Origin of the sequence: Metallosphaera javensis (ex Hofmann et al. 2022) (assembly GCF_022064045.1) — an archaeon.
Lineage (GTDB): Archaea > Thermoproteota > Thermoprotei_A > Sulfolobales > Sulfolobaceae > Metallosphaera > Metallosphaera javensis.
Window position 1 is genome coordinate 1 of the sequence record NZ_JAKNCW010000012.1, and the last position, 23,967, is coordinate 23,967.

At 47.4% G+C, this 23,967-nt stretch carries 28 protein-coding genes, 1 tRNA gene and 1 pseudogene; 21 read left to right on the top strand and 9 right to left on the bottom strand.

The window, feature by feature from the left end:
• Window positions 1-505: pseudogene (locus L3N51_RS08270) on the top strand (hypothetical protein); the annotation flags it as partial.
• Window positions 506-850: 345 nt separating this feature from the next.
• Here L3N51_RS08270 and L3N51_RS08275 read toward each other — a convergent pair.
• Complete coding sequence (locus L3N51_RS08275; protein ID WP_238026661.1) at window positions 851-1,291, bottom strand: PIN domain-containing protein; 441 nt, start codon at window positions 1,289-1,291, stop codon at window positions 851-853.
• Window positions 1,263-1,514, bottom strand: coding sequence for an AbrB/MazE/SpoVT family DNA-binding domain-containing protein (locus L3N51_RS08280; protein ID WP_238026663.1), 252 nt, complete (start codon window positions 1,512-1,514; stop codon window positions 1,263-1,265). The genes L3N51_RS08275 and L3N51_RS08280 overlap by 29 nt, the downstream gene beginning before the upstream one ends.
• Before the next feature lie 178 nt (window positions 1,515-1,692).
• On the opposite strand from L3N51_RS08280, the gene L3N51_RS08285 reads away from it, so the two are divergent.
• The 16 genes from L3N51_RS08285 to L3N51_RS08360 all read left to right on the top strand — a co-directional run bounded on the left by L3N51_RS08285 (window position 1,693) and on the right by L3N51_RS08360 (window position 13,132).
• Window positions 1,693-1,769, top strand: a tRNA-Lys gene (locus L3N51_RS08285).
• Window positions 1,770-1,841: 72 nt separating this feature from the next.
• Window positions 1,842-2,039 (top strand): hypothetical protein, encoded by a 198-nt coding sequence (locus tag L3N51_RS08290; protein WP_238026665.1) that lies wholly within the window; start codon window positions 1,842-1,844, stop codon window positions 2,037-2,039.
• A gap of 223 nt (window positions 2,040-2,262) precedes the next feature.
• Window positions 2,263-2,787, top strand: a complete 525-nt coding sequence (locus L3N51_RS08295; RefSeq protein ID WP_238026667.1) for a hypothetical protein — start codon at window positions 2,263-2,265, stop codon at window positions 2,785-2,787.
• Window positions 2,784-3,368: a hypothetical protein gene (locus tag L3N51_RS08300; RefSeq protein ID WP_238026669.1), complete on the top strand. Its 585-nt coding sequence runs from the start codon at window positions 2,784-2,786 to the stop codon at window positions 3,366-3,368. The genes L3N51_RS08295 and L3N51_RS08300 overlap by 4 nt, the downstream gene beginning before the upstream one ends.
• A complete protein-coding gene (locus L3N51_RS08305) occupies window positions 3,329-4,432 on the top strand; it encodes an ABC transporter ATP-binding protein (RefSeq protein WP_238026671.1) in 1,104 nt (367 codons plus the stop codon). The genes L3N51_RS08300 and L3N51_RS08305 overlap by 40 nt, the downstream gene beginning before the upstream one ends.
• Window positions 4,433-4,457: 25 nt before the next feature.
• Window positions 4,458-5,072 carry a trimeric intracellular cation channel family protein gene (locus L3N51_RS08310; protein ID WP_238026672.1) on the top strand — a complete coding sequence of 205 codons (615 nt, stop codon included), beginning with the start codon at window positions 4,458-4,460 and terminating at the stop codon, window positions 5,070-5,072.
• Between the two features lie 122 nt (window positions 5,073-5,194).
• Window positions 5,195-5,524 carry a 4Fe-4S dicluster domain-containing protein gene (locus L3N51_RS08315; protein WP_011921326.1) on the top strand — a complete coding sequence of 110 codons (330 nt, stop codon included), beginning with the start codon at window positions 5,195-5,197 and terminating at the stop codon, window positions 5,522-5,524.
• A 113-nt stretch (window positions 5,525-5,637) separates the two neighbouring features.
• Window positions 5,638-5,808 (top strand): hypothetical protein, encoded by a 171-nt coding sequence (locus L3N51_RS08320; protein WP_238026673.1) that lies wholly within the window; start codon window positions 5,638-5,640, stop codon window positions 5,806-5,808.
• Window positions 5,809-5,821: 13 nt separating this feature from the next.
• On the top strand, window positions 5,822-6,073 hold the full coding sequence (locus tag L3N51_RS08325) for a hypothetical protein (protein ID WP_238026743.1): 252 nt from the start codon (window positions 5,822-5,824) through the stop codon (window positions 6,071-6,073).
• Between the two features lie 115 nt (window positions 6,074-6,188).
• Window positions 6,189-7,376 carry a glycosyltransferase gene (locus L3N51_RS08330; protein WP_238026674.1) on the top strand — a complete coding sequence of 396 codons (1,188 nt, stop codon included), beginning with the start codon at window positions 6,189-6,191 and terminating at the stop codon, window positions 7,374-7,376.
• A 143-nt stretch (window positions 7,377-7,519) separates the two neighbouring features.
• Window positions 7,520-8,731, top strand: a complete 1,212-nt coding sequence (thiD, locus tag L3N51_RS08335) for a bifunctional hydroxymethylpyrimidine kinase/phosphomethylpyrimidine kinase (RefSeq protein WP_238026675.1) — start codon at window positions 7,520-7,522, stop codon at window positions 8,729-8,731.
• Entirely contained in the window at window positions 8,728-9,603 is an 876-nt protein-coding gene (locus tag L3N51_RS08340; protein ID WP_238026676.1) for a ribokinase, read from the top strand. The genes thiD and L3N51_RS08340 overlap by 4 nt, the downstream gene beginning before the upstream one ends.
• A gap of 49 nt (window positions 9,604-9,652) precedes the next feature.
• Window positions 9,653-10,339 (top strand): MBL fold metallo-hydrolase, encoded by a 687-nt coding sequence (locus L3N51_RS08345; RefSeq protein WP_238026677.1) that lies wholly within the window; start codon window positions 9,653-9,655, stop codon window positions 10,337-10,339.
• Window positions 10,332-11,036 (top strand): glutamine amidotransferase, encoded by a 705-nt coding sequence (locus tag L3N51_RS08350; RefSeq protein ID WP_238026679.1) that lies wholly within the window; start codon window positions 10,332-10,334, stop codon window positions 11,034-11,036. Before L3N51_RS08345 ends, L3N51_RS08350 begins: the two co-directional genes overlap by 8 nt.
• A 155-nt stretch (window positions 11,037-11,191) precedes the next feature.
• Entirely contained in the window at window positions 11,192-12,022 is an 831-nt protein-coding gene (locus L3N51_RS08355; protein WP_238026681.1) for a transposase, read from the top strand.
• A 54-nt stretch (window positions 12,023-12,076) separates the two neighbouring features.
• On the top strand, window positions 12,077-13,132 hold the full coding sequence (locus tag L3N51_RS08360) for a M24 family metallopeptidase (RefSeq protein WP_238026683.1): 1,056 nt from the start codon (window positions 12,077-12,079) through the stop codon (window positions 13,130-13,132).
• On the opposite strand, the gene L3N51_RS08365 is transcribed toward L3N51_RS08360, so the two are convergent.
• Together L3N51_RS08365 and L3N51_RS08370 are read right to left on the bottom strand one after the other, a co-directional pair.
• Window positions 13,129-14,259 (bottom strand): PLP-dependent aminotransferase family protein, encoded by a 1,131-nt coding sequence (locus tag L3N51_RS08365; protein ID WP_238026685.1) that lies wholly within the window; start codon window positions 14,257-14,259, stop codon window positions 13,129-13,131. The genes L3N51_RS08360 and L3N51_RS08365 overlap by 4 nt on opposite strands.
• Complete coding sequence (locus L3N51_RS08370; RefSeq protein ID WP_238026687.1) at window positions 14,244-15,182, bottom strand: ornithine cyclodeaminase family protein; 939 nt, start codon at window positions 15,180-15,182, stop codon at window positions 14,244-14,246. Before L3N51_RS08370 ends, L3N51_RS08365 begins: the two co-directional genes overlap by 16 nt.
• Window positions 15,183-15,246: 64 nt before the next feature.
• Here L3N51_RS08370 and L3N51_RS08375 point away from each other — a divergent pair, with 64 nt between their 5' ends.
• Window positions 15,247-15,561 carry a winged helix-turn-helix transcriptional regulator gene (locus tag L3N51_RS08375; RefSeq protein ID WP_238026689.1) on the top strand — a complete coding sequence of 105 codons (315 nt, stop codon included), beginning with the start codon at window positions 15,247-15,249 and terminating at the stop codon, window positions 15,559-15,561.
• Window positions 15,562-15,571: 10 nt separating this feature from the next.
• Here the strand turns inward: L3N51_RS08375 and L3N51_RS08380 are convergent, their stop codons facing one another.
• Genes L3N51_RS08380 through L3N51_RS08390 form a run of 3 tightly spaced genes read right to left on the bottom strand, consistent with a single transcriptional unit; the run spans window position 15,572 to window position 18,771 of the window.
• Entirely contained in the window at window positions 15,572-16,039 is a 468-nt protein-coding gene (locus L3N51_RS08380) for an RNA-binding protein (RefSeq protein WP_238026691.1), read from the bottom strand.
• A gap of 4 nt (window positions 16,040-16,043) precedes the next feature.
• A complete protein-coding gene (locus tag L3N51_RS08385; RefSeq protein ID WP_238026693.1) occupies window positions 16,044-18,179 on the bottom strand; it encodes a xanthine dehydrogenase family protein molybdopterin-binding subunit in 2,136 nt (711 codons plus the stop codon).
• Window positions 18,180-18,204: 25 nt separating this feature from the next.
• Window positions 18,205-18,771 carry a M48 family metalloprotease gene (locus L3N51_RS08390; protein ID WP_238026694.1) on the bottom strand — a complete coding sequence of 189 codons (567 nt, stop codon included), beginning with the start codon at window positions 18,769-18,771 and terminating at the stop codon, window positions 18,205-18,207.
• 88 nt (window positions 18,772-18,859) lie between these two features.
• Here L3N51_RS08390 and L3N51_RS08395 point away from each other — a divergent pair, with 88 nt between their 5' ends.
• Window positions 18,860-19,876, top strand: a complete 1,017-nt coding sequence (locus L3N51_RS08395; protein WP_238026695.1) for a zinc-dependent dehydrogenase — start codon at window positions 18,860-18,862, stop codon at window positions 19,874-19,876.
• Here L3N51_RS08395 and L3N51_RS08400 read toward each other — a convergent pair.
• Both L3N51_RS08400 and cobS read right to left on the bottom strand, forming a co-directional pair.
• Window positions 19,805-20,716 carry a cobalamin biosynthesis protein gene (locus L3N51_RS08400; protein WP_238026696.1) on the bottom strand — a complete coding sequence of 304 codons (912 nt, stop codon included), beginning with the start codon at window positions 20,714-20,716 and terminating at the stop codon, window positions 19,805-19,807. The two genes, L3N51_RS08395 and L3N51_RS08400, sit on opposite strands and share 72 nt — an antisense overlap.
• The gene (gene cobS / locus L3N51_RS08405; RefSeq protein ID WP_238026697.1) at window positions 20,683-21,423 is read right to left on the bottom strand and encodes an adenosylcobinamide-GDP ribazoletransferase; all 741 of its coding nucleotides are present in this window, start codon (window positions 21,421-21,423) and stop codon (window positions 20,683-20,685) included. The genes L3N51_RS08400 and cobS overlap by 34 nt, the downstream gene beginning before the upstream one ends.
• 17 nt (window positions 21,424-21,440) lie before the next feature.
• Between cobS and L3N51_RS08410 the strand changes: the two genes are divergently transcribed.
• Window positions 21,441-22,844, top strand: a complete 1,404-nt coding sequence (locus tag L3N51_RS08410; protein WP_238026698.1) for a cobyric acid synthase — start codon at window positions 21,441-21,443, stop codon at window positions 22,842-22,844.
• On the top strand, window positions 22,845-23,954 hold the full coding sequence (locus L3N51_RS08415; RefSeq protein WP_238026699.1) for an ATP-binding protein: 1,110 nt from the start codon (window positions 22,845-22,847) through the stop codon (window positions 23,952-23,954). It abuts the gene before it with no gap.
• Window positions 23,955-23,967 lie beyond the last annotated feature (13 nt).

Sequence of the window (23,967 nt, forward strand, 5' to 3'; positions counted from 1 at the left end):
CGGGATTGCGGGTCTCGTCTCAGGGTACGAGAGGATCTCCCTTCAGGGACTCGAGGTTGTCGCCATCAGCGCCGTGACACCACCTCCCTTCACCTCCTCGGGCGTCTCTACCTGGGCAAGAGACCTGGGCCTCGAGCAGGAGCTCTCCGCCCTCCTGGACGCCCAGAGGCGGTTCAGGAGGGCCCTCTCCGAGCTGGGCTTCGCCCCCTTCATCTCCCTCGCCGCTGCAACCCTTGTTGACTGGATGGACCAGTCCTACGAGCAGGCCCTGGCCTCGGCCAGGGAGATAGCCCAGGAGCTTCAGGCCACCTACAACAGGCTTGTCCAGGAGCTCTCCGGAAATCCTCCCCCAATCACGGACAGGTTACTCTACAGGGAGTGGTACGAGCGCAAGCTCAGGGTGGAGAACTGCGCCTCCGAGGCCATCCAGGATCACCCCGACTACTCCTACGACGATCTAGCCGAGATGGTTAACGACTGCGCCTCCACATACGAGCAGTATTGACATCGCTAATGTATCTAAGGGCCTGAGCGTTGAGCACATAGGCTGGAGACCCCCGACGTCCTATGGCCAGCCTGAACACATCTCCTACAGCTTTCAGATTGCGTGGGCTATTATCCAGAACAGTTTTCAATGGGTTTTGATATGAATGGGATAATATATCCATAAACCCTCTATGACCCAGCCATGTTCACCCAATTAAGTCTGTATCGAATAAAACGATGAGACTAGAATGTAATTCATTAAGAAATTTTAATCAATCTCGCATTAATTTCTTATTACTTCTATTCATGGACAATAATCTCTGAATTTCTCATGGCTAATCTCTTAATTGATGACGATTCGCGACTACTTAACCATCCTTCTAACCCTATCCCAGCTTACTGCATTATCCAGTCCCAGGAGAGTGTTATCCATGGTCAAGAGATTCATCCCATATACCAGACTGGAGGCGTAAAGCATTCTATCGAAATAATCGGTGATGGTTTCAATATATTTATCAGCTACCTCCTCAATCTCCGGCGTGGTCACATCTACATGGTGTAAATCTTGGCTGTTCAATATATATTTCAGTCCATCGATATAGTCTTCTAACTGGTATTTGATTCCCCTCCTTTTGAGCCTTAAAAATACCCACTTGGCCTCAACCAGAGACAGCGGACTATAACTTACCTCGAATTGCCTGATCAACTTGGGGAAAAGCTCATTGAAATCCTCGATTTTGATGTCAACGTTAAACAAAGGTAAGAGGAATGAGGTATCAAGTAGTATTCTGCCCTTCAATTTCACGCTGAATTTCCTCGCTTATTTCCTCGAATTCCTGCGGGGACAGCTTCACTGTCTTTTTCTTGGCCAGAAGATCCTCCAGGGAAGGAATGACATTTATTATTATTTTATCGCCCTCGATCCGAACTTCCACCTCAGAATCAGCTTTAATCCTTGTTTTCTGCCTAAGAGCCTTTGGAAGATACAGCTCCCCTTTCTTTCCGACTCTGACCTTATATTTCTCCATAGGATAATCTAGACTATAATCCAAATAAGGATATCTGAGAGTGCTGTTCATGAGAGTTCAGTATTTACTGCGTTAGTGAGCCCATACCGTTAAGATGACCTTGGCCATCGGGATAAGGTGTGACACATCATGAACTGAGTTCCAAAAATTTATATCGTGGAGTTTTTCATTTATGACGGGGCCCGTAGCTCAGCTAGGTAGAGCGGCGGGCTTTTAACCCGTAGGTCCCGGGTCCGAATCCCGGCGGGCCCGCCACACCCTTATCTTTTGCATGATAATACCTTCTTCAAGTCCAATGGGGATATATTTCTTGATGGGGGAATGAGTATGGCTCAGGTTGTTGGATCAATTTCAGGGCTGGGACCCGCCCTGGGACCCGTGATAGGGCTGGAGATAAGCCTCAACGTGAAGCAGGAGGAGTGCCTCCAGCAGGGGTTGAGGAGCTACTTCTCCCTTTACGGGCGGAAGAGCAGTAGAGGTATGAGGTTTACTCCACCACAGCTTCCTCTCTCAGGATGGGGATAACGACCCGGACAGGGTGTACATTAGTAGTTTTGATTAATTTTTACCTTCTGGTATGGGCATCATTCAGAGAGCACTGGATAAAAACTTACACAAAGTACTAACCTATCTTCCTATGGAGAACGGTTTGAGGATTCACTTAGGTCGAAGATACAATCTGGCCAGAATCACAATCCGGGGACCCCTATAGCTTAAACTTTTACCGTCTTCTAGGTAATAATATCTCATGGATAGAAGACTACTAATTTACTCCTCGATTTTCTCGGTAGCTTCTTTTGGTGTGGCAGCAGTCATGAGCCTCTCCCTCTCCCTCTATGCCCTCAGCGTCTTTCTTGACCCCATTCTTACCCTTACAATTCCTCTCATAATCATCTCAGTGGGAATACAGCTTATTAATCAGAAGAACGGCCCACTTCTCGTTGGTCTTATAAGTGCCATCCTATATGGCGTATTTTTTCTCCTTTTCCTAAGTGCGACGTTCCTGGTTGTGGGGCTGGTCGTTGAGGTCGTATCCAGGAAAGTGGGTTACAGAGGGTTTAGGGCAGTAATGATTAACACTACTTTAGCGGGAGGATTAGCTGGAGTTTTGAGCGTAATCTTTGGGTTCATTTTCCTTGGAATACCAAATATCCACGACTTACCACTTTTGACCCTGGTCTTTAGTCTACTTTACTTTGGAGAAAGCGCTGTCATGGGAATCATATCCAACAATATAGGGAGATTCCTGATCAAGTCAGGTGTGATAAAGTGAAATGGAAGGTATGGTATGGCCTATTTTACGCCTCCTGCGTCGTCGTGGCTTCCTACATAGTTCCCATCTGGAGCCTCCTGATCTCCCTGGGATTAACGTACAGGCAATTCAGATTTCTTGTGCTGGAGGCTGTCGCTCTCCTCGTGTCTTACCTGATAACGTCCCGCTTTGACCCTGCGATTTTTACGTATGTTATGAGAGCGTTCACCTTCATAAACCTCTTCCTTTCTCTCTCCGAGTTTCTGGATAGGGTCTCCCTGTTAGGCCTGCTGGGTGAAAAGGGCGTACCGTTCGTGGTGACGTTAAGTTACATTCCCCTATTTTACGAGTTAGCATCGGATGTGTTCTTCTATAGAAGGGCAAGGAAATTGCGCTTTAACGTGGAGGAACTATCGAGGCCAATAGTGGTGGAGATGGTAAAGATAGCCGAGGATCTTAACAGGGCCTACGAGATAAAGCTGTACGGGAAGTTCTCGAGAAGAGTAGAGTTCAAGCCATCCAGATGGGACTTCTTACCTATAACTGCAGGGGTAGTGTCAATTTGCTTGTCATTGCTCATCCCTATCTTCCCGGTAAAGTAGAGCTCGACAGGGACGAGATAGTAGGGCTCGTGGGAAGAAATGGGAGTGGAAAGACTACTCTGATCAACTCAATTCTATGTCAGAAGCACAGCATTTTCCTGGATAACGCGGACTTCTGTGAGAGAAGGGATTACTCAGTAGTTTCTGCGATATTCCAGGAGCCGAGCTCTCAGATACTGGCCAGTACCCTTGAGGAGGAACTCATGGTTATGTCTCACTTTCATAGGGTAGATTTCGAGATAGGGAGAAGACTGATGGGCCCCTACTTCTCCAAGGAGTTTTTTAAGCTGTCTGACGGTTACAAGAAGCGGTTCGTTATCTCCTCTGTGCTTTCCTACTCTCCCGAGTACCTGTTAATTGACGAACCGCTCTCGAACTTGGATGAAGAGGGGATCAAACTGGTGCTGAGCTTAATTCCCAAGGGTAGTCTCATCTCAGAACATAGAACCAGGTACCTTTCTAGCCTGGTAGAGCGGATCTATCTCCTGTCTAACGAGGTCAGGGAGATAGATAAGGATAAGTTAGAGGATGAGGGATTCTTAAGAAAGAATGGACTCAGGGGATTCAAGCTGGACCCGGAGAGGGGCTCACCGGGCTCTGAGCTTCTGGACGTGCAAGTGGGGCCTAGAATAAGGGTAAGGGAGGGAGAAGTTGTATGTTTAGTGGGCAGAAACGGTGCAGGGAAAACCACTATCCTCAAGAGACTTTCTAGGAAGATATATTCTGTCTTTCAGAATCTTGACCTGCAATTCTTCCGCGAAACAGTTGAGGAAGAGGTTGGGAGCGAACAGGCCCTATCTCTGTTTGATATTAAGGAGCTGAGAGATCGTAGCCCCTTCACGCTCAGTTTGGGGCAGAAGATGAGGGTATTATTAGCCTCAGCCTACGCCTCGGGTTATAGGGTTATAGGCCTGGACGAGCCAACTACGGCCATGGATGGAGATGGACTCCTGAGCTTTGTGAGGATGATTCGGCTGTTGAGGGAGGAGAAGAGAGGATTGATCTTGGCAACCCATGATAGGGACATTCTTCCCGTTTGCGATCAAATAATCTCTTTAAGCTAAATCCTCAAGGCGTAATTGAGGGGTAATGCTTCAGGATATCATCTATGCATTGAACTTGATTGGTATAGTGTCCTTTTCCATCTCCGGATCTTTGAAGGCTTTCGATAAGGGACTTGATCTGCTGGGTGTGCTGGTTTTGGGATTTTCCACAGCTCTGGCGGGAGGCATCATAAGGGACGTTCTCTTGGGCGTATATCCCCCAACCAACCTCAGGGTCATGGAATATCCGTTACTGGCAATCATAAGCTCAATACTGACCGTGTTCTTCTATAGATACATTGAAAATCTATCTAAGGCACTTCTCATTGCAGACGCTATAGGACTCGGCACATTCACCGCTACAGGTGCGGAGATAGCTGTGGGGCATGGGCTTAACATAATAGGCGTTGCCATACTTGCCTCTGTTACCGCAGTTGGAGGAGGCGTGATAAGGGACCTGCTCTCCAATGAGGTCCCTACTATCCTGAAAAGGGACTTTTATGCGACTCCCACAATACTGGGCGGTTTACTTTTCTATCCGTCCTACTACTATCTTGGTGGAAGCTACGCGCTGGTTTCCACATTCATATTCGTCACGGTACTAAGGATAATAGCTCTCCTCAGGAAGTGGGAATTACCAAAAATTAGATTGAGTCATTGACTCCTTCCAAGGATCTCCAGTTCTCAGCGCTGTGTTATAGGGGTCATCTAGCTGGAAGATATCACGTAAATATTCGGGGTCAAATTATTTTTAGTGTGCTAGATAGTAGATCGCGGATACACATGGGAATAGATCCTAACTTCAGGACCTCTAGGCCAGTAACTGGGGACCATGCTGGCCATAAGGTATATGCGCCCGCAGATCCTCCGCCTGTTCCTAAGGAAAAGGCGCTGGGTATTCACGGGACCATAGTGGGTGTGGATTTCGATCTCTGCCTAGCAGACGGTTCATGTATAAATGCATGCCCGGTGAACGTGTTTCAGTGGTACGATACTCCTGGCCACCCAGCCAGCGAGAAGAAGGCAGACCCCGTAAACGAACAGGCATGTATATTCTGTATGGCATGCGTTAACGTGTGTCCCGTGGCTGCAATAGATGTAAAGCCACCATAACTTTTTCTCTATTTGAATAATCGCGCCTGGTTTTACTCAAGAATTGTAGGACAAGAGCAGTTTCATGAAACGTTCTGAATAGCCTTATATAGTATTCCTTTTACATCAAATCATTGGGTAACAGATCCAAGCTGTATAGTACTGGCTGGAATGGGAGAAACAGGAGGTTCAGGATCAGCAAGAGGCTTGCCTTGAAGCTTGCTAAACAACAGAGAGAGTATTCCCAAAGGGTGAATAGGAGTTGGGTCAGAAGACTCTTTCAGCCAATTCTAATTAAAGACTAGCTTCCAATACAGTATCATGAAAGATCTGTTGGGTGATTACGAACCCAAGGGGAAAGTGGTGCAGGGAATAGGTAAGTTCATCGCGTTTGGATTGGATGATCCGTTTCATTTAACCACGGTCACCGGGCTAGCAATATATGGGGCCGGCAAACTCATGGAGAGGAGAAGCAACTATGGGTTAAGGAGAGCCAAGATTGACATGACCCTAACCATGGTAGAGTTGAAAAAATTGGTAGAGGAATTGCACGGGATCAGAATTCAGTGATATCTATTTATTTCAGTTAATGGAAATTTACTTCCCTGTTTCAGAAAGCACGTGAAACTTCCAACAAGTTGAGGATATCGGCAAGATATATTAGGAGTCCTGAGAATTATCTTCAATGCTTGATGATATTGTTGTTGGTCTCAGTATCATAGTATCCATATGGAGTGTCTACAATTCCGCCTTTGCCATCTACGGACTATCATGGAGATCCAGTGAACCAAAATCTTCGTCAGGCCCATCCTTTTCCCTGCTGGTACCAGCCAGGAATGAGGAAAAGGTCCTTGGGAGGCTTCTCGAAAGACTGCTTAACCAGGAATACGACAGATCTAAGTACGAGATAATTGTATTGGAAGATGGGTCCACAGATAATACTCTGGGTGTATGCAATAAATTCTCCGAAATGTACAGTAACGTTAAGTGCGTTCACCTCGAGAAGGCAGATGTAGTAAACGGAAAGAGTAGGGCGCTCAATTATGGATTAAAATTATCTAAAGGAGAAATCATTGGGGTCTTCGATGCGGATACTGTACCAAGGCTTGACGTACTGGGGTACGTTGCTCAAAAGTTCTCCTCTGATCCCAGAGTGGGAGGGGTTCAGGGAAGGTTGATTCCCATCAATGTTAGAGAAAGTATTGTGGCTAGACTAGCTTCACTAGAGGAGTTATTTAGCGAGTACTCCATATCTGGTAGAGCTAGGGCAGGTCTTTTCGTACCCCTAGAGGGCACGTGTAGTTTTGTGAGAAGAGATGCGTTGGAGAGGGTTGGAGGGTGGAATGAGAATGTGCTCACTGAGGATCTTGATCTCAGCCTCAAGTTAACAAGCCTCAACTATATGATCGTTTACTCTCCGTCCGTCCAGAGTTGGAGGGAAGTGCCGACCACCTTTGTCTCCCTAGTAAGGCAGAGACTGAGATGGTACAGGGGAAACTTTGAGCTGACCTTAAGAATTTCCAAGTTCAAGCTGACTTGGAAGTTAATAGACGCGGCAATGTTGGTGGGCACTCCGGTCTTCATGGTTTTAAGCCTGGCAAATTACTCACTGGTCTTTATCTACTCTTATCAGTTACACATTCTCATTGCGACCATAGTATCACTCTCATCCATAATGACCCTCACTCTGATAATAATGATATCCAGGAGGCACATGATAGAGACGATTTACATACTTCTATCCGCATTATATCTCAATTTTACCATAAGTCTGCACTTGGTCTCCATTGTCCTTGAGTTAACCGGAGCCCCCAAGGGATGGAGCAAGACTGAGAGGTCTGGAAATATCACAGTAGATGTCCCAAGACCGTGATGTCGTAAAAATTTTACTGGGGTTTTGGAGGGGCTTAAGGGTAATCATGAATCGCTGATAAGTCCTCGCATATTAAAGAGAGGCCTTGCTGGAAACATTAGGATCCAAAGAAATATCTCTAACTCCGTCCACATTTACCTGGGATGTTGCAAAGACCTGTTGCAATGACCATAGCTGGAAGCGATTCAGGAGGAGGTGCGGGTATCCAGGCGGATCTTAAGACCTTCACTAGCCTGGGAGTGTTCGGCGTATCTGTGATAACTGGCTTGACTGCCCAGAACACTGCGAGGGTTACCAAGGTATTGGATGTGCCTCCGGAGTTCGTTGAATCCCAGTTTGACACAATAATGGAAGACTTTCAGGTAAGGTTTGCCAAGACTGGAATGCTGGCTTCAACCAAGATTGTGGAGGCTGTTGAGAGAAAGGTAACTCAGTACAGAATTAACTTGGTCCTGGACCCAGTCATGATATCCAAGAGTGGTTATCCTCTAGTAACGGAGGAAGTAGTGAGGGACATAATGAGACTGGCCAGAAAGGCCCTGATAATAACTCCCAACAAGTATGAGGCTGAAAGATTGACAGGTTTTAGGATAAGAACCAAGGAGGACTTAAGGAATACGGCGATACATCTCCACAGGACTTTGGGGATAAATGTGGTGGTGAAGGGCGGGAAGGCAATCGGAGGATATGACTTTGCTGTTGTGGATGGAGATGAAATTGAATTACGTGGGGAGCTTATAAATACTGATAACCTTCACGGGAGCGGTGATGTGTTCTCTGCCTCCATTACAGCTTTTCTCAGTAAGGGCCGTGACCTAAAGGAGGCGTTAAGGGAAGCCAAGAAAATTGTAACCGAGGCTATAAGGTATTCCCTTTCCATGGGTCACGGGAACGGGCCAGTTGATCCTTTTTCATCTGTGGAGAGAGTGGTCAGGATCAATGAGGCCAGAGACGATCTGGAGAAGCTTGTAGAGTTCCTTGAAAGGAACAAGGAAATTGTAAAGAAGATGATATCCCACGAGGAGAAGATGAACGTTGGCCTACTCACGGAATACGGCGATTTCGCAACCCTAGCTGGCGGTATCATAAGGTATATTGACTGGATTAAAGTGGACGGACCTATAGTGGTGAACTGGTATACCAACCTGGTGTATAAGGCCTTGAAGCTCACCGGAAAGAAACTGGGCGTATCGGTCTCATTAACAAACGAGATATTGAAAGCTTGCGAGGGGGGTAAATTGAAGATTTCTGAAAGTGGCATATATGGAGACTTGGTAATGATAGATGGGAGAGCTGTTTTGGTGGGAAATAGTTTAAGCGAGATTATTGAGAAGCTGGAGGTCCTCAGGGCTTGATAACGGTAGTAGGTAGTTATAATGTGGATATGACATTCAAGCTATCCCGTTTTCCCATACCTGGAGAGACGGTTTTTGCGCAGGAGGTAAGAGTGGGTCATGGCGGAAAGGGTTCCAATCAGGCTGTCTCTGCATCGAGACTGGGAGGAAAGACAAGATTCATCGGCGCTGTGGGAAATGATGTGAATGGGATAAACGCCATAAACTTCCTCAAGTCTGAGGGTGTGGACACGTCTTGTGTAAGGGTGAAAAATGCGCCCACTGGAACGGCTTACATCTTGCTCAATGGCGGAGGGGAAACAATGATAGTGGTAAACCGTGGAGCAAACTACGAGTTGACACCAGAGGACTTGGACGCATGCTTAGAAGGGGACGTTCTACTTACACAGCTAGAGATCAGGGAAGATGCGGTGAAGAGAGCGTTATTAACCTTCCCCGGACTAAGGATTTTGAACCCTGCACCTGCTGAGCTTAACGATGTGGAGATACTCAATCACGTGGACATTCTTACTCCAAACGAGGTGGAGTTTAAGGAAATTAGTAATTCGGATGACATGTTGTATGGCGCAGGGATATTGTTAAAGAGGGTTAAGCAGGCTATTGTGGTCACCCTTGGGGAGAATGGTGCCATGATTTTTACCAAAAATAAGTCAGTCAGAATACCCACCATAAAGGTAGACCCAGTGGATACCACGGGGGCTGGCGACGTGTTCAATGCATCTCTGGCAGTTTTCCTAGAGAAAGGCTATGACTTAGAAACTGCTGTTGAGAAGGCAAATATTATAGCCTCAATTTCGGTTACCACATATGGAGCACTTGGACCAAAAATCGAAGAGATCGAGAAAAAGTACCCGGAAGTCTCACTCAGATAAGTGCGTAGGCCTCTGCGATCTGGAAGACGCGGACGAGAGGGTATAACCCTTGAGACTTAGGTTTCTTGGTACTGGAAGCGGAAGCACAATAGGTTCAAGGAGATTCAAGGCTGGGATACTTGTGGAAGGGGATGAAGGAAAGGTTTTACTGGACTTCGGATCGGGAATTAACATGAGACTGGAGGACATGCAGTTAGTTCCAGATGCAGTTTTCATAACTCATTTGCACATAGATCATTTCTCCGGGATATTTGACCATCTGGTTAGGAGACAAATAGACAGGGTTCCAGAACTTAAGGTGTTCTCTCCACCTGGATTTTCGGAGGTGTTGAAGGTCTACCAAAGAACTAACAATATATCGGCAGAGGTTAGGGAGAACCCACTTCCTACAGGAAGGATAGGAGACCTAGAGATATATTCCGTGGAAGCCTGCCACAAGATATACGCAGTCTCATACATAATCACGGATGGAAAAAGGAGAGTACTTTACTCTGGTGATACTCTGCAACCTTGCGAGCCTGTATTGAGGGAAGTTTCAGGAGTGGATTTGGTTATTCATGAGGCTAGTTGCCTGGAGAACTGTAGGGAGTGGGGGCATACTTCCGTTAAGGAGGCGATCACCACGTTCAGGAATCCAGTGTTGACTCACGTTCCAGCTCAGATAGAGAGCGAGGTGGAAAGCATTATAAGGGGTAAGGCTACCCTCGCTAAAGATGGGTTGACCCTGAATGTGTAGATTTGTGGCCTTTGCTGAGAAGGGAGAAATTGATGGTGAGGTTATAAGGGCCCTACTGAAGTCCTCCAAGAAAGATGTTCTCTCTAGCAATTCCCATCCTGACGGGTGGGGGTACGTGATTTACGTACTGGATGGTGAGTGGAGCAGATTCCATTATGCCTCTGCAAGGCCCATGTACTCTGATGATAATCTCTCCATTCTTTACTCCATAAGGGGCGAGAGGTTGGTTGGAATAATTCACGCTAGGAAGACCCTGAAAAAATTTCTTAGAGGGGTTTCTCACGCTCACCCCTATCACGTTAGGGTCGGTCCCTACGACCTGTTCTTCGCTCATAACGGCTCGGTATCCAGATCCTCTTTCAAGAACCCTGAATTACCCTACACTGATAGTTTCATGATATTAAGGGAAATAGCTGAGGAACTTTCCCTCACGGACCCGGCTAAAGCCTATGAAAGAGTAATGAGCAGGTTGAAGGGAAACGTCACCAGTTTAAACTCGGCATTTCTGTCCTATAGCGAGGCATCTGGACCTGAGCTCTTTGCCTACTACTATTACAACAGGAATAATATGAGAGAGACGGAAGAATATTACAGAATTTATTTCCACGATTCCTACGTATATTCCGCAACTGTGAATTACTATCTAGGAGGCAAAGGAAAGGAATTACCCTTCGATAGAGTTTATAGAATAAACTAATGATCTACACGTACTCTTTTCTGCAGAAACCTGAATGTTTAGCGCAGATCCAGGTTTCTAAACAGTCTTGACTATTTAATATAGCAAAATTCAGATATTCTTTCTAGAAGATTTATGGCTTAAGTTCATAAACATGTGCAAGAATAATTATTCTTATGAAAGAACACCTGGTAGAGGCAAAAATAATTGATTACGGTAAGCTAAAAGCAATTCATAGTGATATAATATATTACGTGTCATATTATAAAACGCTGGAGAAGACGGGGGTTAAAACTAAGCCCTCTCCTCCTCCTAGCCTGAAAGACATGAACGTAATCTACACGAAGCCGAGGATAGGCCCGCTGAAATTGAGCGGAGAAGGGCCCATCTACAAGTTGGATAAAGTAGGAGCCACCGTAAGCGTGGATTTCCCAGGAACTCCACTATATGCCATAGTGGACTTTGCTGACAGCATCAAGGTGTTTCTGGCTTATCCTGTAGAGGACCCAATTGTGGGGATTGACCTAGGGATAAGGCACCTGTTCACAGTCGTCGCGGTGACCAAGAACGGAAAGATATACAAGACCAAGTATATAGGGAACGGGAGCATTATGGAGACCTTCACAAAATATATGAGCGAAACTCAGGGTCTTTCCTACGTCAGGGAAATAAGGGAAAAAGTCAGGGCATCTCTGAAGGAGTTAATGGACTTCCTAAGTGAGCTGAGCCCCAAAATGGTTGCACTGGAAGACTTGAGGTTATACGACGCGAGGATAGGCAGGGGGCTCAAGCTAATTGAGGACGAACTGGAGAGGGAACTGCTGGAGAAGGGTATACGATTCAGAAGATTGGATCCTAGAAATACATCGAAGGTGTGCTCCCAGTGTGGTTATAAGAAGGGTGAAGTCATGGGGTCCCTATTTGTCTGTCCAGCGTGCGGGTATAAGGTGGACAGAGATTTCAATGCGGCCTACAATCTTGCGTTAAAGTGCTACTACACCTGTTAGCAGAATATCCCCAGATACGGTAAACCGTTTTATCTTGCTGTCCCGAATGCTATCATGGACTATAAGAACAGGGTGCAAAGGGTAAAGGAACTCTTGAAGGGAAAGGCGGACTATCTGGTTCTGGGTCCGGGAAGCAATATGTTTTACCTCACGGGCTTTACGGAGGAGCCCATGGAGAGGCCCATCCTCTTGATACTTGGGGACAAGGACTACATGGTAGCTCCAAAAATGTATGAACAACAACTATCTAACCTGAATCTTGAAGTAAGAACATACGTGGATGGTGAGGACCCTTATTCCCTTCTGGATATCAGGAAAGGTTCATCCCTAGCTATAGATGATCAGCTCTGGTCAGTATTCCTAATTGCTATGGTCAACAGATTCTCGCCATCCGACTTGATCCCCGCTTCCCCCATTATGAGCCTAATGAGATCGGTAAAGGACAACGAGGAAATAGGGATAATGGAAGAAGGACTTAGGATCGCTGAACAGTCCTTCATGGAGTTTATTGCTAGGGTAAAAGAGGGAGAGAGCGAATGTCACCTGTCCCAGATATTGGAGGGAATTTTTAGGGAGAAGGGGGTCACATACTCCTTTTCCACCATTCTCACTTCAGGTCCAAATACGGCTATGCCACATCTTAGATGCACAGAGAGGAAGGTACACAGGGGAGAGCCCATAATAGTGGATTTTGGCATCAGGTACAAGGGCTACTCCACGGATACAACTAGGGTTGTCACCATCGGTAAGCCATCAGAAGAGGTGATGAAAATATGGGAAATAGTTAATGACGCAGTGGAAAGAGCCGAGGAGGCCAGCTATGGGTTATCAGGGAAGGAGATAGATCAAAGGGCCAGAAATGTCATAGAGAACAGGGGCTATGGCAAGTACTTCATCCACAGAACCGGACATGGAATTGGTATAGATGTTCATGAGCATCCCTACATCTCCCCAGATAACGTCAACGTGATACCTAAGAATTCTGTCTTCACCATAGAGCCTGGAATTTACATTCCTGAGAAATTTGGAATCAGAATTGAGGACATGGTAGTCATGGAGGATAGGATCAGGATCCTCTCTGCACTATCAAGGGAAATCTACCTGGTTTAGGCACGGATAATTCTCTTTAATATCTCCACACCCCTCTTGATCTGTTCCTCATCAGGAAGTGTGATACTGAGCCTGGCCATAGTCTCCCCGCCTCGCAGGAAGAAGTCCTTAGCTGGAACGAAGGCTAAACCATGCTTCACTGCCTCCTCCAGAACCCTATGGGCATTTCTCTTGAGGTCAAGGAGAAGGAAGAACCCGCAACTGGGCATGTTGAAATCTAGGATTCCAGCGTCAGTCAAAGAGTCCACGAGCACCTTCATCTTCTTGCTGTAATGCTGTGGGAGATATTTGGTCCTAGACAGAATAAATCCCGATCTCAAAAGACGTGAAACAACGTATTGATTCAGGGTTGAAGTGGAAAAGTCAAGTTGCTCCAGGAGACCCAACTTCTCCGCAACTTCTGGGGGAGCTTGGACGAAACCTATCCTGAGACCAGGTGCCAGGATTTTACTGAAACTGCTGACGTGGATAACCCTACCACTCCTATCATAATTCTTCAATGGAGGTGGAACACAACCAGCTATGGGTCTATAGGGATCATCCTCAATTACGTAGAAGTCTCTTTCCTCTGCTAGTTCGACCAGCTCCTTTCTCCTTTCCTCTGCCATGTTTACTCCCGCAGGGTTATGACAGTCAGGAATAACGTATACCAAATCTGGCCTGACTATCTTAGTCAGAACGTTCAGCTCATCTGTGGAGATACCCTTTCCGTCTACCTTGACGGGTATCGTGATAGATGCCCTCAACCTGAAAGCTGAGAAGGTCTCCACGAACGTAGGGTTCTCCACCATAACCGTTCCGTTCTCTAGGAAATATTTGGAGAGAAGCTCTATGGCATGCTGAGCACCGCTGGTAATCACTACAGGATCCTTGCTTGTAATTCCTATTGCCGGAAGGTAATCGTCCACCTGTTTTATCAGTTCTTGCTGACCTCCCGCACCTGGATAGAAAAGAGATTTAGGCCCCAGCTCATTCAACACGTCTTCGTAAGCCCTTTCTATCTCCTTTACCGGGATGGTTGACGGGTCGGGCGATCCACTGGCCATGTTAATCTCAGCATTACGCCCTAACCTAGATCCCATCTCCACTGGTGAGAGTTCTATTTCCCTTCCTATCCTTGAGACCATCTTCCCCTAACCTCCAGGTTTGTGCCAACGCCCTTCTCCTTAGCTTTGAGGAAGAGCCTTTTCATGGATGCGACATCCTCTAGGCCTATTCCCACAGACTTGAAAATGGTTAACCCTGGTTTCACCGAGACCTTTCCACCAATTAGCTCCGAGAGAGTAACCACTTTCTTCCAATCCATCATTCCCATCTTCTCAGCCAAAATTAGGTCTCCTGCCTCATCTTTGGCCTGCATCTCATCCTCAACGGCTATCATGGTGGATGCCTTAACTACCTCAGGGAAAAGTTCCACCCTCTCAGGTAGATTGGATCCCATGGCGTTTATGTGGACTTTCTCGGTGAGGTGATCCAGTTTTAGGAAGGGAGAAGTGGCGGTGGTTATTGTTACCACCACCTCTACTCTAGAAACCAGCTCTTTCAGATTGGGGACAGTCTCCAGTTTAATCCCCAACTTGGATAGCTTTTCTTTGGCTCTTGCTTCCCTTTCCTGGGTTCTGGTGTATCCAAGGATCTTTATTCCGGGCTTTAGGTGGTGAAATGCCTCAACCTGGGCAATTCCCTGTTTACCCAACCCTATGATTCCCACGGACGAGTAATCCTTCTTCATCACGTCTGAGGCCAACACAGACAGCGCGCCAGTTCTCAAGAGGGACAGCCTGTCAGCCTCAGCTATCATGAGAAGTTCGCCGTCGTTTGCGAAAAGAAGGGATACAAAATTTCCCCTCATATATGTCTTGAAACCAATATATCCTTCCATTGCCCCAGCTTGATAGGTTAGGGTAGATCCGGAAAACGACGTTCTGACCCTCTTGGTATTCACAGCCTTTTTGCTATCCTCTAGGATGAAGGCTTCCCTCAACGCCTCATATGCGTCCTTGAAATTCAGGAGAGCATTTACCTCCTGTTCCTTTATTAACAGCGTCAACGAAGGTCCTCAGTATGATAGGGGCCCTATTGCTTAAAAACAGAACGGTTTAACCATACTTTTTATGGAGTTAACGCCCAGATTACAGGACATTATTAATATTATTAGAAACAAAGGAGAAATTAACGTCCAAGAGATAGCCCTTTTCCTCAAGGTATCACCTAAGACTGCTAAGGGATATGTCAGGGAACTTGTGAGGTTGGGTTACGTATCCATGGATGAGAGCGGGAACGTGAGACTCATCCTAGCTTCAGAGGACCCCATTGAGAGGATTACTAAAATTGTTGAAATCCACGAGGGCGAAATCTCCATGCTTAGGAAACAGATGGAGGAGCTAAGGGAGGAGCTTCAGAAATTAAAGAGGAGAGGCAGAGCATAAGTGGTCCTTCTTAAGATCTAGATCTACAAAGATTCCATATATCGTCTCCTATCCAGTGCAGTGCAGATGCAACCTTCCCCTTTCTATTCTTTAGGGCCTCCATGGCTCCTTCTACCGTACCCATCACGGCCACCGGCTGATCCGTCTTGGTTTTTACAAGGAGAAGATAGCCCGGTTTCACGTCCTCTGCATATTCCACAACGCCCGGGGCGTAAAGATCCGCCCCTCTGGCCACAGCTTTTACGGCACCCTCATCTATTTTTACCCAAGGTAGGTTTGCCCTAAATTTTAACAGAAAGCATAACGTTGGAATTAAATTTTCTCCAAAAAAGCTCAGCATATCATCTACGAAGTAAAATACCTGCCTTTTCTCCTTCCCTATCTCGATTCTTTCTGAGGTTAGCTCAACACCGTAAAGGTTCTTTACCTTCTCCCTAAACTCCTTGGCCTCCTTTTGAGAAAGGAGATGTCTCTGCAACCCTTCATTCACCCAGTGCCTTCTCCAGGAGAATCGGCATGGTGTTCATTTTTCTTTTCAGGCATCCCTCTAGCGCGCTAGTTATTACTGGGGTACCTACAACTGCCCCAGCCTCACCTATTCCCTTGCTCCCCGTTGGGTGGGGCGAGAGGCCATTGGTGATATATTTCCATGTAAAGTGTGGCGTCTCAACAGCCGTGGGCAAAGCGTAATCTCCGAAGGTTGGATTCTGCAAAACACCGTCGTTAATTACCGCCTCCTCATATAATGCCTGGCTTATTCCCTGAAGCGCTCCACCGTGAATCTGACCCTCTGCCAGTAGGGGATTGATAACGTTACCTACATCGTCTATGGCTATGTATTTCTTTACCTTGATCAGTCCTGTCTCCCTGTCTATTTCCATTAACCCCATATGCACACCGTAAGGCGACGTGGGCTTTTTGACAGGGTATACGGAGGTCACATCCAGGGATATGCCGAACTTATATGCCGACTTGATCACGTCAATTAGTTCCAAAGATTTTGCGTTCTTCTTGTGAACTACCTTACCCTCTCTGTATTCTACCTCCTCCACGTCAGCTTCCAAGGCTTTAGCTCCAGCCTCGGTTAGTCTCCTCTTGAGTTCCTGGGACGCCATCAATACGGCTGAACCCCCAACTGTCACCGTTCTGCTTCCCCAGGTCCCAATTCCATCCTCAATCACGTCCGTGTCCCCCCATCTGACCTCTACTAGTTCCATGGGGATCTCCAGGGCATCGGCCGCAAGTTGGGCAAAGGCTGTAGCATCACCCTGACCGTGCGGTCCTGTTCCCGTGACCACGACTATCCTGCCGTCATATTTTGCGTACACTCTGGCCGTCTCCCATGGACCGAAACCCGTTATTTCCACGTACATCGCCAGCCCCACGCACTGGTTATCCCTGGCCTCAACCTTGAGCTGTTCGTAGTAGGGTTTGGCTGAATTCAGTAACTCTGGATAGTTCCCAGAGTCGTAAGTTATACCAAACACGTTGGTGTAGGGCATTTCCTCAGGCCTAATTACGTTTCTAAGCCTGACCTCCAGCGGATCTAGTTTCAACTCCTCTGCTATCTCCTCCATAATGCTTTCAATGAAATAGGTTGCCTCGGGTCTGCCGGCGCCTCTGTATGAGGTTGTTGGGGTTAGATTTGTGTTTACGCTGTAGGCCGTGATCACCCCATGTTTTATTCTGTATGGTCCAGGGAGCATTCTAGCTGCGCTCATAACGTTCCCAGAATCATCATCGTTGGCATCTCGATAGGGTGCCCCCAGATTTCCGACCACTGTTCCAACCACGGCCGTGATTGTTCCATCTCTCCTCACCCCAACCTTGTATCTTAGCCATTTATCCCTTCCATGTCCTGCACTCATCATCTCCTCTGTCCTAGTTGGTATCCACTTCAGAGGAATGCCAAGTTTCAGGGCAAGGAAACTAACAGCGTATTCCTCCGGATGGGTAATTATCTTGCTCCCAAACGCTCCTCCCACATCGGGCTGGATGACCCTAATGTTCTGGATTCCTAGGAAGCTCACCAGGTTTCTTCTCAGGTAATGGGCGGATTGGGTTGAGGACCAAACGTTTAGTCTGTTCCCGTCAAACCAGGCCAGCGTCCCCCTGGTCTCCATGGGAGAGGCTACTATTCTCTGGTTGTGTAGCTCGCCGGAGAGTATTACGGGGGATTGTTCCAGTTCTTTCTTGGCCTCTCCTCCCAGAAATTCCTTCCTGGCGAAAACGTTACTTTCGAGCTTGGAGTAAACCTTGATCTTATCCTCCATGGCTCTGAAGGGGTCAGTCTCATGGGGTATCTGTTCGTATTCCACTTCCACGCTCTCCAAAAGATCATATGCCTCATATCTGTCCCTAGCTATTACTGCCGCGATGGGTTGGCCAACATATGTGACCTCATTGCTTGGTATGGGAAAGTCCTTGCCTGGATTTATCTCGGAGCCTGTGAAAACGTTCTGACCGGGTTTAACCCTTATGAGTGCGTGTGGGTATTTCGACCTCACAAATGCCACGTAGTAAGTTCCGGGTAGTTGAATATCATCTACGTATAGACCTCTGCCCGTTATAAGTTTCGGATCCTCAATCCTTTTGACGGGTTTACCTACGTATCTCATTTGTTTTTACTAGATGGAGGATACTTTAAATCTTCTTAAGCCTGTTTAGCACTGTGGGGTGTGTGGAGAGCAGTGACTGCTTTTCCCCGGGATTCACGTGAAGGGCGAGGAGACGAATGTACTCGTCCCTCCCGACTAGCTCTATCGCGTATTTATCGGCCAAGTACTCAAAATGCCTTGAAATATACCTCACCACCACTATACCCGCGAACATAAGTGCCAGCCCTAGCATCACGTCAAGGTTAAGAAGGTATAAAGAAGCCACCGTAATCCCAAGAAGGGAAAGGAAGGTCTTAAGATGATGTTTTCCCCGCAGATGGCCCAGTTCATGCGCAATGGCCGATCTCAAGTTATCAACCCCCTCGTTAACTAATCCTGAGGTAACCACAATCACGTTATTGGGAAGGGAGAAAGCATTGACAAGGGGATCTTCCTTGACCTTCAATGAGAATCTTATTCCGGTCCTTAACCTGAGCTCATTGAGAGTTGGGTCTTCTAAACTCCTGAACCTTTTAAGGAAAACGGCGGGCATTAAGAAGTACAGACTCGTTAAAACTGAGAGACACACTGGGATGAAAATAATCAATGACACATGATATTATGAGCCGTAGTACTATTTAACCTTGAGCAGCTCACTGATACTTTCACTTTAAAAGAGCTGGAAAGTGTTGTTGTAACAAATGAAAGCTATTATCATGGAGGGTGGGAAAGCTGTCCTCAAGGAAGTACCAGTTCCCAAGTTGAATCAGGGCGATGTTCTTGTGGAGATGAAGGCCTGCGGGTTGTGCGGAACAGATATTGAGAAGATGTGCGGGCAATACACGGCGTCCCAGCCCATACTTGGACATGAACCTGCAGGAGTGGTTGCAGAGTCCATGTCCAACACGGTTAAACCTGGCGACAGAGTGTTCGCACACCATCACGTTCCGTGCTATGAATGCTACTACTGCAAGAAGGGAAGCCCTACCATGTGTCCATATTACAGGAAAACTAACCTTGATCCTGGAGGCTTCGCCGAATTCTTCAGGGTGCCTGCATGGAATGTGGAAAGGGGAGGAATACTTGTGTTACCCAGTCACGTGTCGTTTGAGGAGGGCTCATTTGTGGAACCGCTGGCCACAGTGATCAGGGCTCAGAGGCGTGTTGGGATCTCACGTGACGACTCAGTCCTCATAGTTGGTGCAGGTCCCATGGGGCTCTTACATCTACTGAAGGTCAGGGAGATGGGTGTTTCCAACGTGATGATTTCCGATGTTTCAGAGTACAGGCTAGAGTTTGCCGGGTCACTGGGCGCATCCCATTTATTGAACCCCACTAAGCAACAAGTAGAGCAGGAAGCCAAGAAGGTAACCGATGGGCGAGGCGTTGATGTGGCTATAGTGGCGTCAGGTGCACCTCAGGCCATTCTCTCGGGCCTAAACTCAGTCAGGAAAGGTGGGAGGGTTCTCCTATTTGGTGTTCCGTATAAAGGAACAATACTAAACTATGATATCAGTGACCTGCTCAATAATGAAATCTCAGTGATCCCAAGCAACGCAGCTGTTGAGGAGGATACCAGGGAGGCCTTAAGACTCATTGCAGAGAGGAGAGTTGATGTGGGTAAGCTTGTGACACACAAATACGACCTAGAGCAGTTCCATGAGGCCGTAAGGGTAGCTAAGCAGGGCAACGCCATAAAGGTAGTAATAACAAGTTAGCAGGAACAGGAGATAGAGCAGGAGGGTGAGCCTGAAGAGGGTCAGTGCCCTCTTCACGTCTTCCGTTGAGGGAAGGTTTCCTGAGCCCACCGAGTACGCATTGACCTTCTCTAGCCTCACACCAAGGAGGCCAGCAGCCATGGCTATTGGGTACTTGGCGTTTGGGCTCTCCATATTGGCATTACGCAGGGAATTTATTGCACTTCTCGCGTTGAGTCCCATCAGGAGACCGGCCAGTAGCATTGTAAGTCCAGTCAATCTTGCGGGAATATAGTTGAGAATGGTGTCCATCTTGGCTGAGAAGTATCCTTCCTCAATCAGTTGAGGGGTCTTATAGCCAACCATACTATCCATGGTGTTGGCAAACCTCTGGAGCAATGCCCCCGGAAGCCCAAGCACCAGGAACCAGAAGAGGGGTGATGTTATACCGTCTACGAGGCTCTCGAAAAGGGATTCAATTGAGGCGGACGCAACGTGTCCCAGCGATACCTCTCTCAGGTCCCTTCTCACTATATTCTGCACGATTTTTCTGGATTCCTCTCTTAAGGGAATGGAGGAACTCACGATAGTGTAAAGCATCCTTATCGAGAAGGTGGTCTTCAGAACGAGGACGAGCAAAGGGATCTCGATCAACTTAAAGGGCAAGTAAAGGAAAACTAGGCAGAGGAAAAGCACCGGAACCACCGAGACGAACCAGAGCACTACGCCATAACCCTTCCCCTTGAAAGGTTTTATGAGTCTTTCCGATATTTTCCCCACATAGACGACCGGATGAACAAGGGTGGGCGGTTCGCCCATTATCAGGTCTAGAGCAAGTGAGGCAATGAGAACAGGGAGCACTTTATCTCACCAATCAGTATAATGGGGAAGCTTAACGTGATTGCCGCCCCAGTTAGGTCCCCGGATGAACCTCCCAGTACCCTTTTACCTGCGTATATGAAGAGTAGCATTAACACTGTCATGAGCACTGCGGAACATAGGGAGAGGAAAGGAACGCTTTCAATGAGCAGGGCAACCCATTTTCCCTTGAGTTTTTCGTGAAACATCCTACCAAGCGTGCTCCCCTCCATGGGATTGGATAGGGCAAGGGAGAGCAGGCCTACCACCCTGGAGAGGACCTCTGCTGAGATCAGCTGATAAAGGGTCTGGAGCCCCGTCCCTCCCATCACTTGGGTTGCAACGTAAAATATGGTAAGGTAAACCAACAACAGACCAATCCCTCCAGCTCCAACAGAAACGTCCTTCAGGGCCCTCTTCCTCTCCTCTTGAGTTCCTCTGATCATGAGCGCATCGCCAAAGTCCAGGAGGCCGTCCAAATGGTTGAACCCTCTCACAACCTCAACCACGGGAATCAGTAGAACCCATGCTAGACGCCCCATTACTGGATAAAGTGAGAGTACCACAAGGTAATCTATCACTCCAGTTACCAGTCCAACTACCAGAGGTGAAAGAAAGGCGAACTCCATCACAAGATCAAAGTCCACTCTTCCCGCTGGTATCACGGTGAAGAAGCTCAACTGCCCCAAAATTCCCTTTAATACTCGCACATTCCCATACTGGTAACATGGCCATTATAATATCTTCCAGCATGAGCGATTCCGGCAAGTCACTGGTTACCTCAGCGCTGGTGAGACATTTCAGGGCCGTCCCCTTTAAGGCGCAGAACATGTCACTGAATAGCTATCCCACCCATGATGGCGGGGAGATAGCCTTCATACAGGCATTTCAGGCCATGGGAAGTGGGCAACAACCTGAAAGGTTCATGAATCCAATCCTCCTCAAACCATCAGGAAAGGGCATAGAGGTGATTTTCTGGGGAGAGTCTCAGGGGAACTTCTCACCACAAGAATACTACTCTAGGCTCACGGAGTACTGGGAGAAGGTTAGGTCTGGGGTCAGGGATGACATGATCATAGAGAGCGCTGGGGGACTCGGGGAGCCCAATTTCATGGAGAGGGATCTCACAGGTTACAGGTTAATGCAGGAGGGCATAAACTCCATACTGGTACTGGACATAGATAGGGGAGGAGCTTTCGCCTCAGCCTATGGCATATATCAAATGTTGCCATCCTCTATAAGGGAGAGGTTGAAGGGATTCATCATTAATAAGTTCAGGGGAGACGAGAAATTGCTTGAGCCAGCAATCTCCTGGCTTGAGTCAAGAACCTCAATGAAGCACCTAGGAACCATTCCATACGACGAAAGGCTCAGGATAATGGCCGAGGATTCCATGAACGTATCGGATCTTGGAGACGGAGAGCTGGAGGTTGACGTGGTGGCATATCCGTACATGAGTAACTTCAATGAGTTTCACGCATTTGAGAGATCTAACGCAAGGTTGAGATTCGTTACTAAGCCTTCCCATCTGAGCAAGGCCGACTTGATCATACTCCCAGGAACAAGGAATACCAAGCTTTCCCTATCCTGGCTTGTGGAAAGGGGATTCGTGGAAGCTCTCAAGAGAAAGCCTGTTTTGGGAGTTTGTGGCGGATTTCAGATTATGGGTAAAACCCTTTATGATCCCCACGGACTGGAGGCAGGGGAGCCCTCCTCATATTCCGGCTTGGGTCTCCTTTCGATCGACGTTAAGTTCAGGAGAAGCAAGGTTGTCTCCTTATCCCTTGGAGAGTCAGACTATGGTATAATAGAGGGATATGAAATAAGAAGGGGGGAGATAGACTACGTTGAGGGCAAACCCCTGCTTCTTATAACTAGGAGGAACGATGAGCGCGTTGAGATCTATGACGGGGCAAGAAAGGATCAGTATGTGGGGTTAAGCGTTCACGGTTTCCTCTTCTCCGAGGGAGGGAGGAAACTACTCGAGGATTTTGGGATAAGGCTTAGAACCGGCTCCATGCAGGATGAGATAAAGGCGTCGGTGGAAAGGGCGTTCCGGATTCTAAAGGAGGTATTGGATCTGGACGCCATAGAACAGATTTATATGGATAGCATGGCTAAACAAGCCTAAATGTTCTCACCAGAGAAGTTTATCGAGGAGATAGAGCCTCAGATTAGATCGGTAGTGGGAGAGAACAGGGTGGTAGCAGCTGTAAGCGGTGGAGTAGATAGCACCACTGCTGCGGCCCTTATGTACAGGATTTTGGGAAATAAGGTCACCCCGGTCATGATAGATACCGGCTTCCTCCGTGAGAACGAGGCAAACAAGGTAAGGGACCTGCTGAAGAACGTGATGCCCCTTAAAATAGTGGACAGAAGTGAGAGATTCATTAGCTCAATAGAGGGTCTTGACGACGCGGAGGAGAAGAGGAAGAAATTCAGGGACGTTTTCTACTCAACCATTTCAGAAATAGTAGCCCAGGAGAATTCAAGGTTTCTAGTCCAGGGTACCATAGCGCCAGACTGGATAGAAACGCAGGGGGGAATTAAGACGCAACATAATGTCCTGGTTCAGTTGGGCATAAATACGGAAAAAACGTGGGGTTTCTCCCTTGTGGAACCTCTGGCTGATCTGTACAAAAACGAGGTCAGGGAATTGGCCAGATATCTGGGACTGCCCAGAGAGATATCCGAGAGGCAACCCTTTCCCGGGCCCGGATTGCTGGTTAGATGCGTGGGGAGACTCTCTAGGGAGAAACTGGAAATAACCAGGAGAAGTAATTTTATTGTGGAGAACGCGCTGGAGCCCTTGAAACCTTCCCAGTACTTCGCCGCAGTGTTTGAGAGCGACTCAACCCGTGACACGAGGTTATCTGAGCTCCTTCGAGACGAGATCATGGTCTATTCCGTTAAGTCAACGGGAGTTAAGGGGGATGTCAGAACTTACGGAAAGATGGCTTCCTTCAGTCTTAGGAATAGCTACAGGGAGATCAGGGAGATATCCCAGAAGATAACTAGCGGTGAGTATACCAGGGCCCTGATGAGAGTGAAGAGCGCCAAAGGAAAGTACACAGTGGCCATCAGGGCTGTTAGCACTGAGGATTTCATGACTGCTGATATACTTGAAGTGGAACCATCATTGCTCTCAAGGATCGCAGATGAACTGCTTAAAATTCCAGGGGTTGGCGAGGTAGTTTATGACGTTACCACGAAGCCTCCAGCTACAATAGAGTTTGAATAATAGAGCGAGATCT

What these genes read in the sequence shown, in the direction of transcription:
- L3N51_RS08395 (WP_238026695.1), top strand. Translation starts at nt 18,860, where the DNA reads ATGAAAGCTATTATCATGGAGGGTGGGAAAGCTGTCCTCAAGGAAGTA.
- L3N51_RS08350 (WP_238026679.1), top strand. Translation starts at nt 10,332, where the DNA reads ATGTGTAGATTTGTGGCCTTTGCTGAGAAGGGAGAAATTGATGGTGAG.
- L3N51_RS08385 (WP_238026693.1), bottom strand. Translation starts at nt 18,179, where the DNA reads ATGAGATACGTAGGTAAACCCGTCAAAAGGATTGAGGATCCGAAACTT.
- L3N51_RS08315 (WP_011921326.1), top strand. Translation starts at nt 5,195, where the DNA reads ATGGGAATAGATCCTAACTTCAGGACCTCTAGGCCAGTAACTGGGGAC.
- L3N51_RS08295 (WP_238026667.1), top strand. Translation starts at nt 2,263, where the DNA reads ATGGATAGAAGACTACTAATTTACTCCTCGATTTTCTCGGTAGCTTCT.
- L3N51_RS08280 (WP_238026663.1), bottom strand. Translation starts at nt 1,514, where the DNA reads ATGGAGAAATATAAGGTCAGAGTCGGAAAGAAAGGGGAGCTGTATCTT.
- L3N51_RS08355 (WP_238026681.1), top strand. Translation starts at nt 11,192, where the DNA reads ATGAAAGAACACCTGGTAGAGGCAAAAATAATTGATTACGGTAAGCTA.
- L3N51_RS08360 (WP_238026683.1), top strand. Translation starts at nt 12,077, where the DNA reads ATGGACTATAAGAACAGGGTGCAAAGGGTAAAGGAACTCTTGAAGGGA.
- L3N51_RS08290 (WP_238026665.1), top strand. Translation starts at nt 1,842, where the DNA reads ATGGCTCAGGTTGTTGGATCAATTTCAGGGCTGGGACCCGCCCTGGGA.
- L3N51_RS08310 (WP_238026672.1), top strand. Translation starts at nt 4,458, where the DNA reads ATGCTTCAGGATATCATCTATGCATTGAACTTGATTGGTATAGTGTCC.
- L3N51_RS08330 (WP_238026674.1), top strand. Translation starts at nt 6,189, where the DNA reads ATGCTTGATGATATTGTTGTTGGTCTCAGTATCATAGTATCCATATGG.
- thiD (WP_238026675.1), top strand. Translation starts at nt 7,520, where the DNA reads ATGTTGCAAAGACCTGTTGCAATGACCATAGCTGGAAGCGATTCAGGA.
- L3N51_RS08365 (WP_238026685.1), bottom strand. Translation starts at nt 14,259, where the DNA reads ATGGTCTCAAGGATAGGAAGGGAAATAGAACTCTCACCAGTGGAGATG.
- L3N51_RS08410 (WP_238026698.1), top strand. Translation starts at nt 21,441, where the DNA reads ATGGCCATTATAATATCTTCCAGCATGAGCGATTCCGGCAAGTCACTG.
- L3N51_RS08415 (WP_238026699.1), top strand. Translation starts at nt 22,845, where the DNA reads ATGTTCTCACCAGAGAAGTTTATCGAGGAGATAGAGCCTCAGATTAGA.
- L3N51_RS08375 (WP_238026689.1), top strand. Translation starts at nt 15,247, where the DNA reads ATGGAGTTAACGCCCAGATTACAGGACATTATTAATATTATTAGAAAC.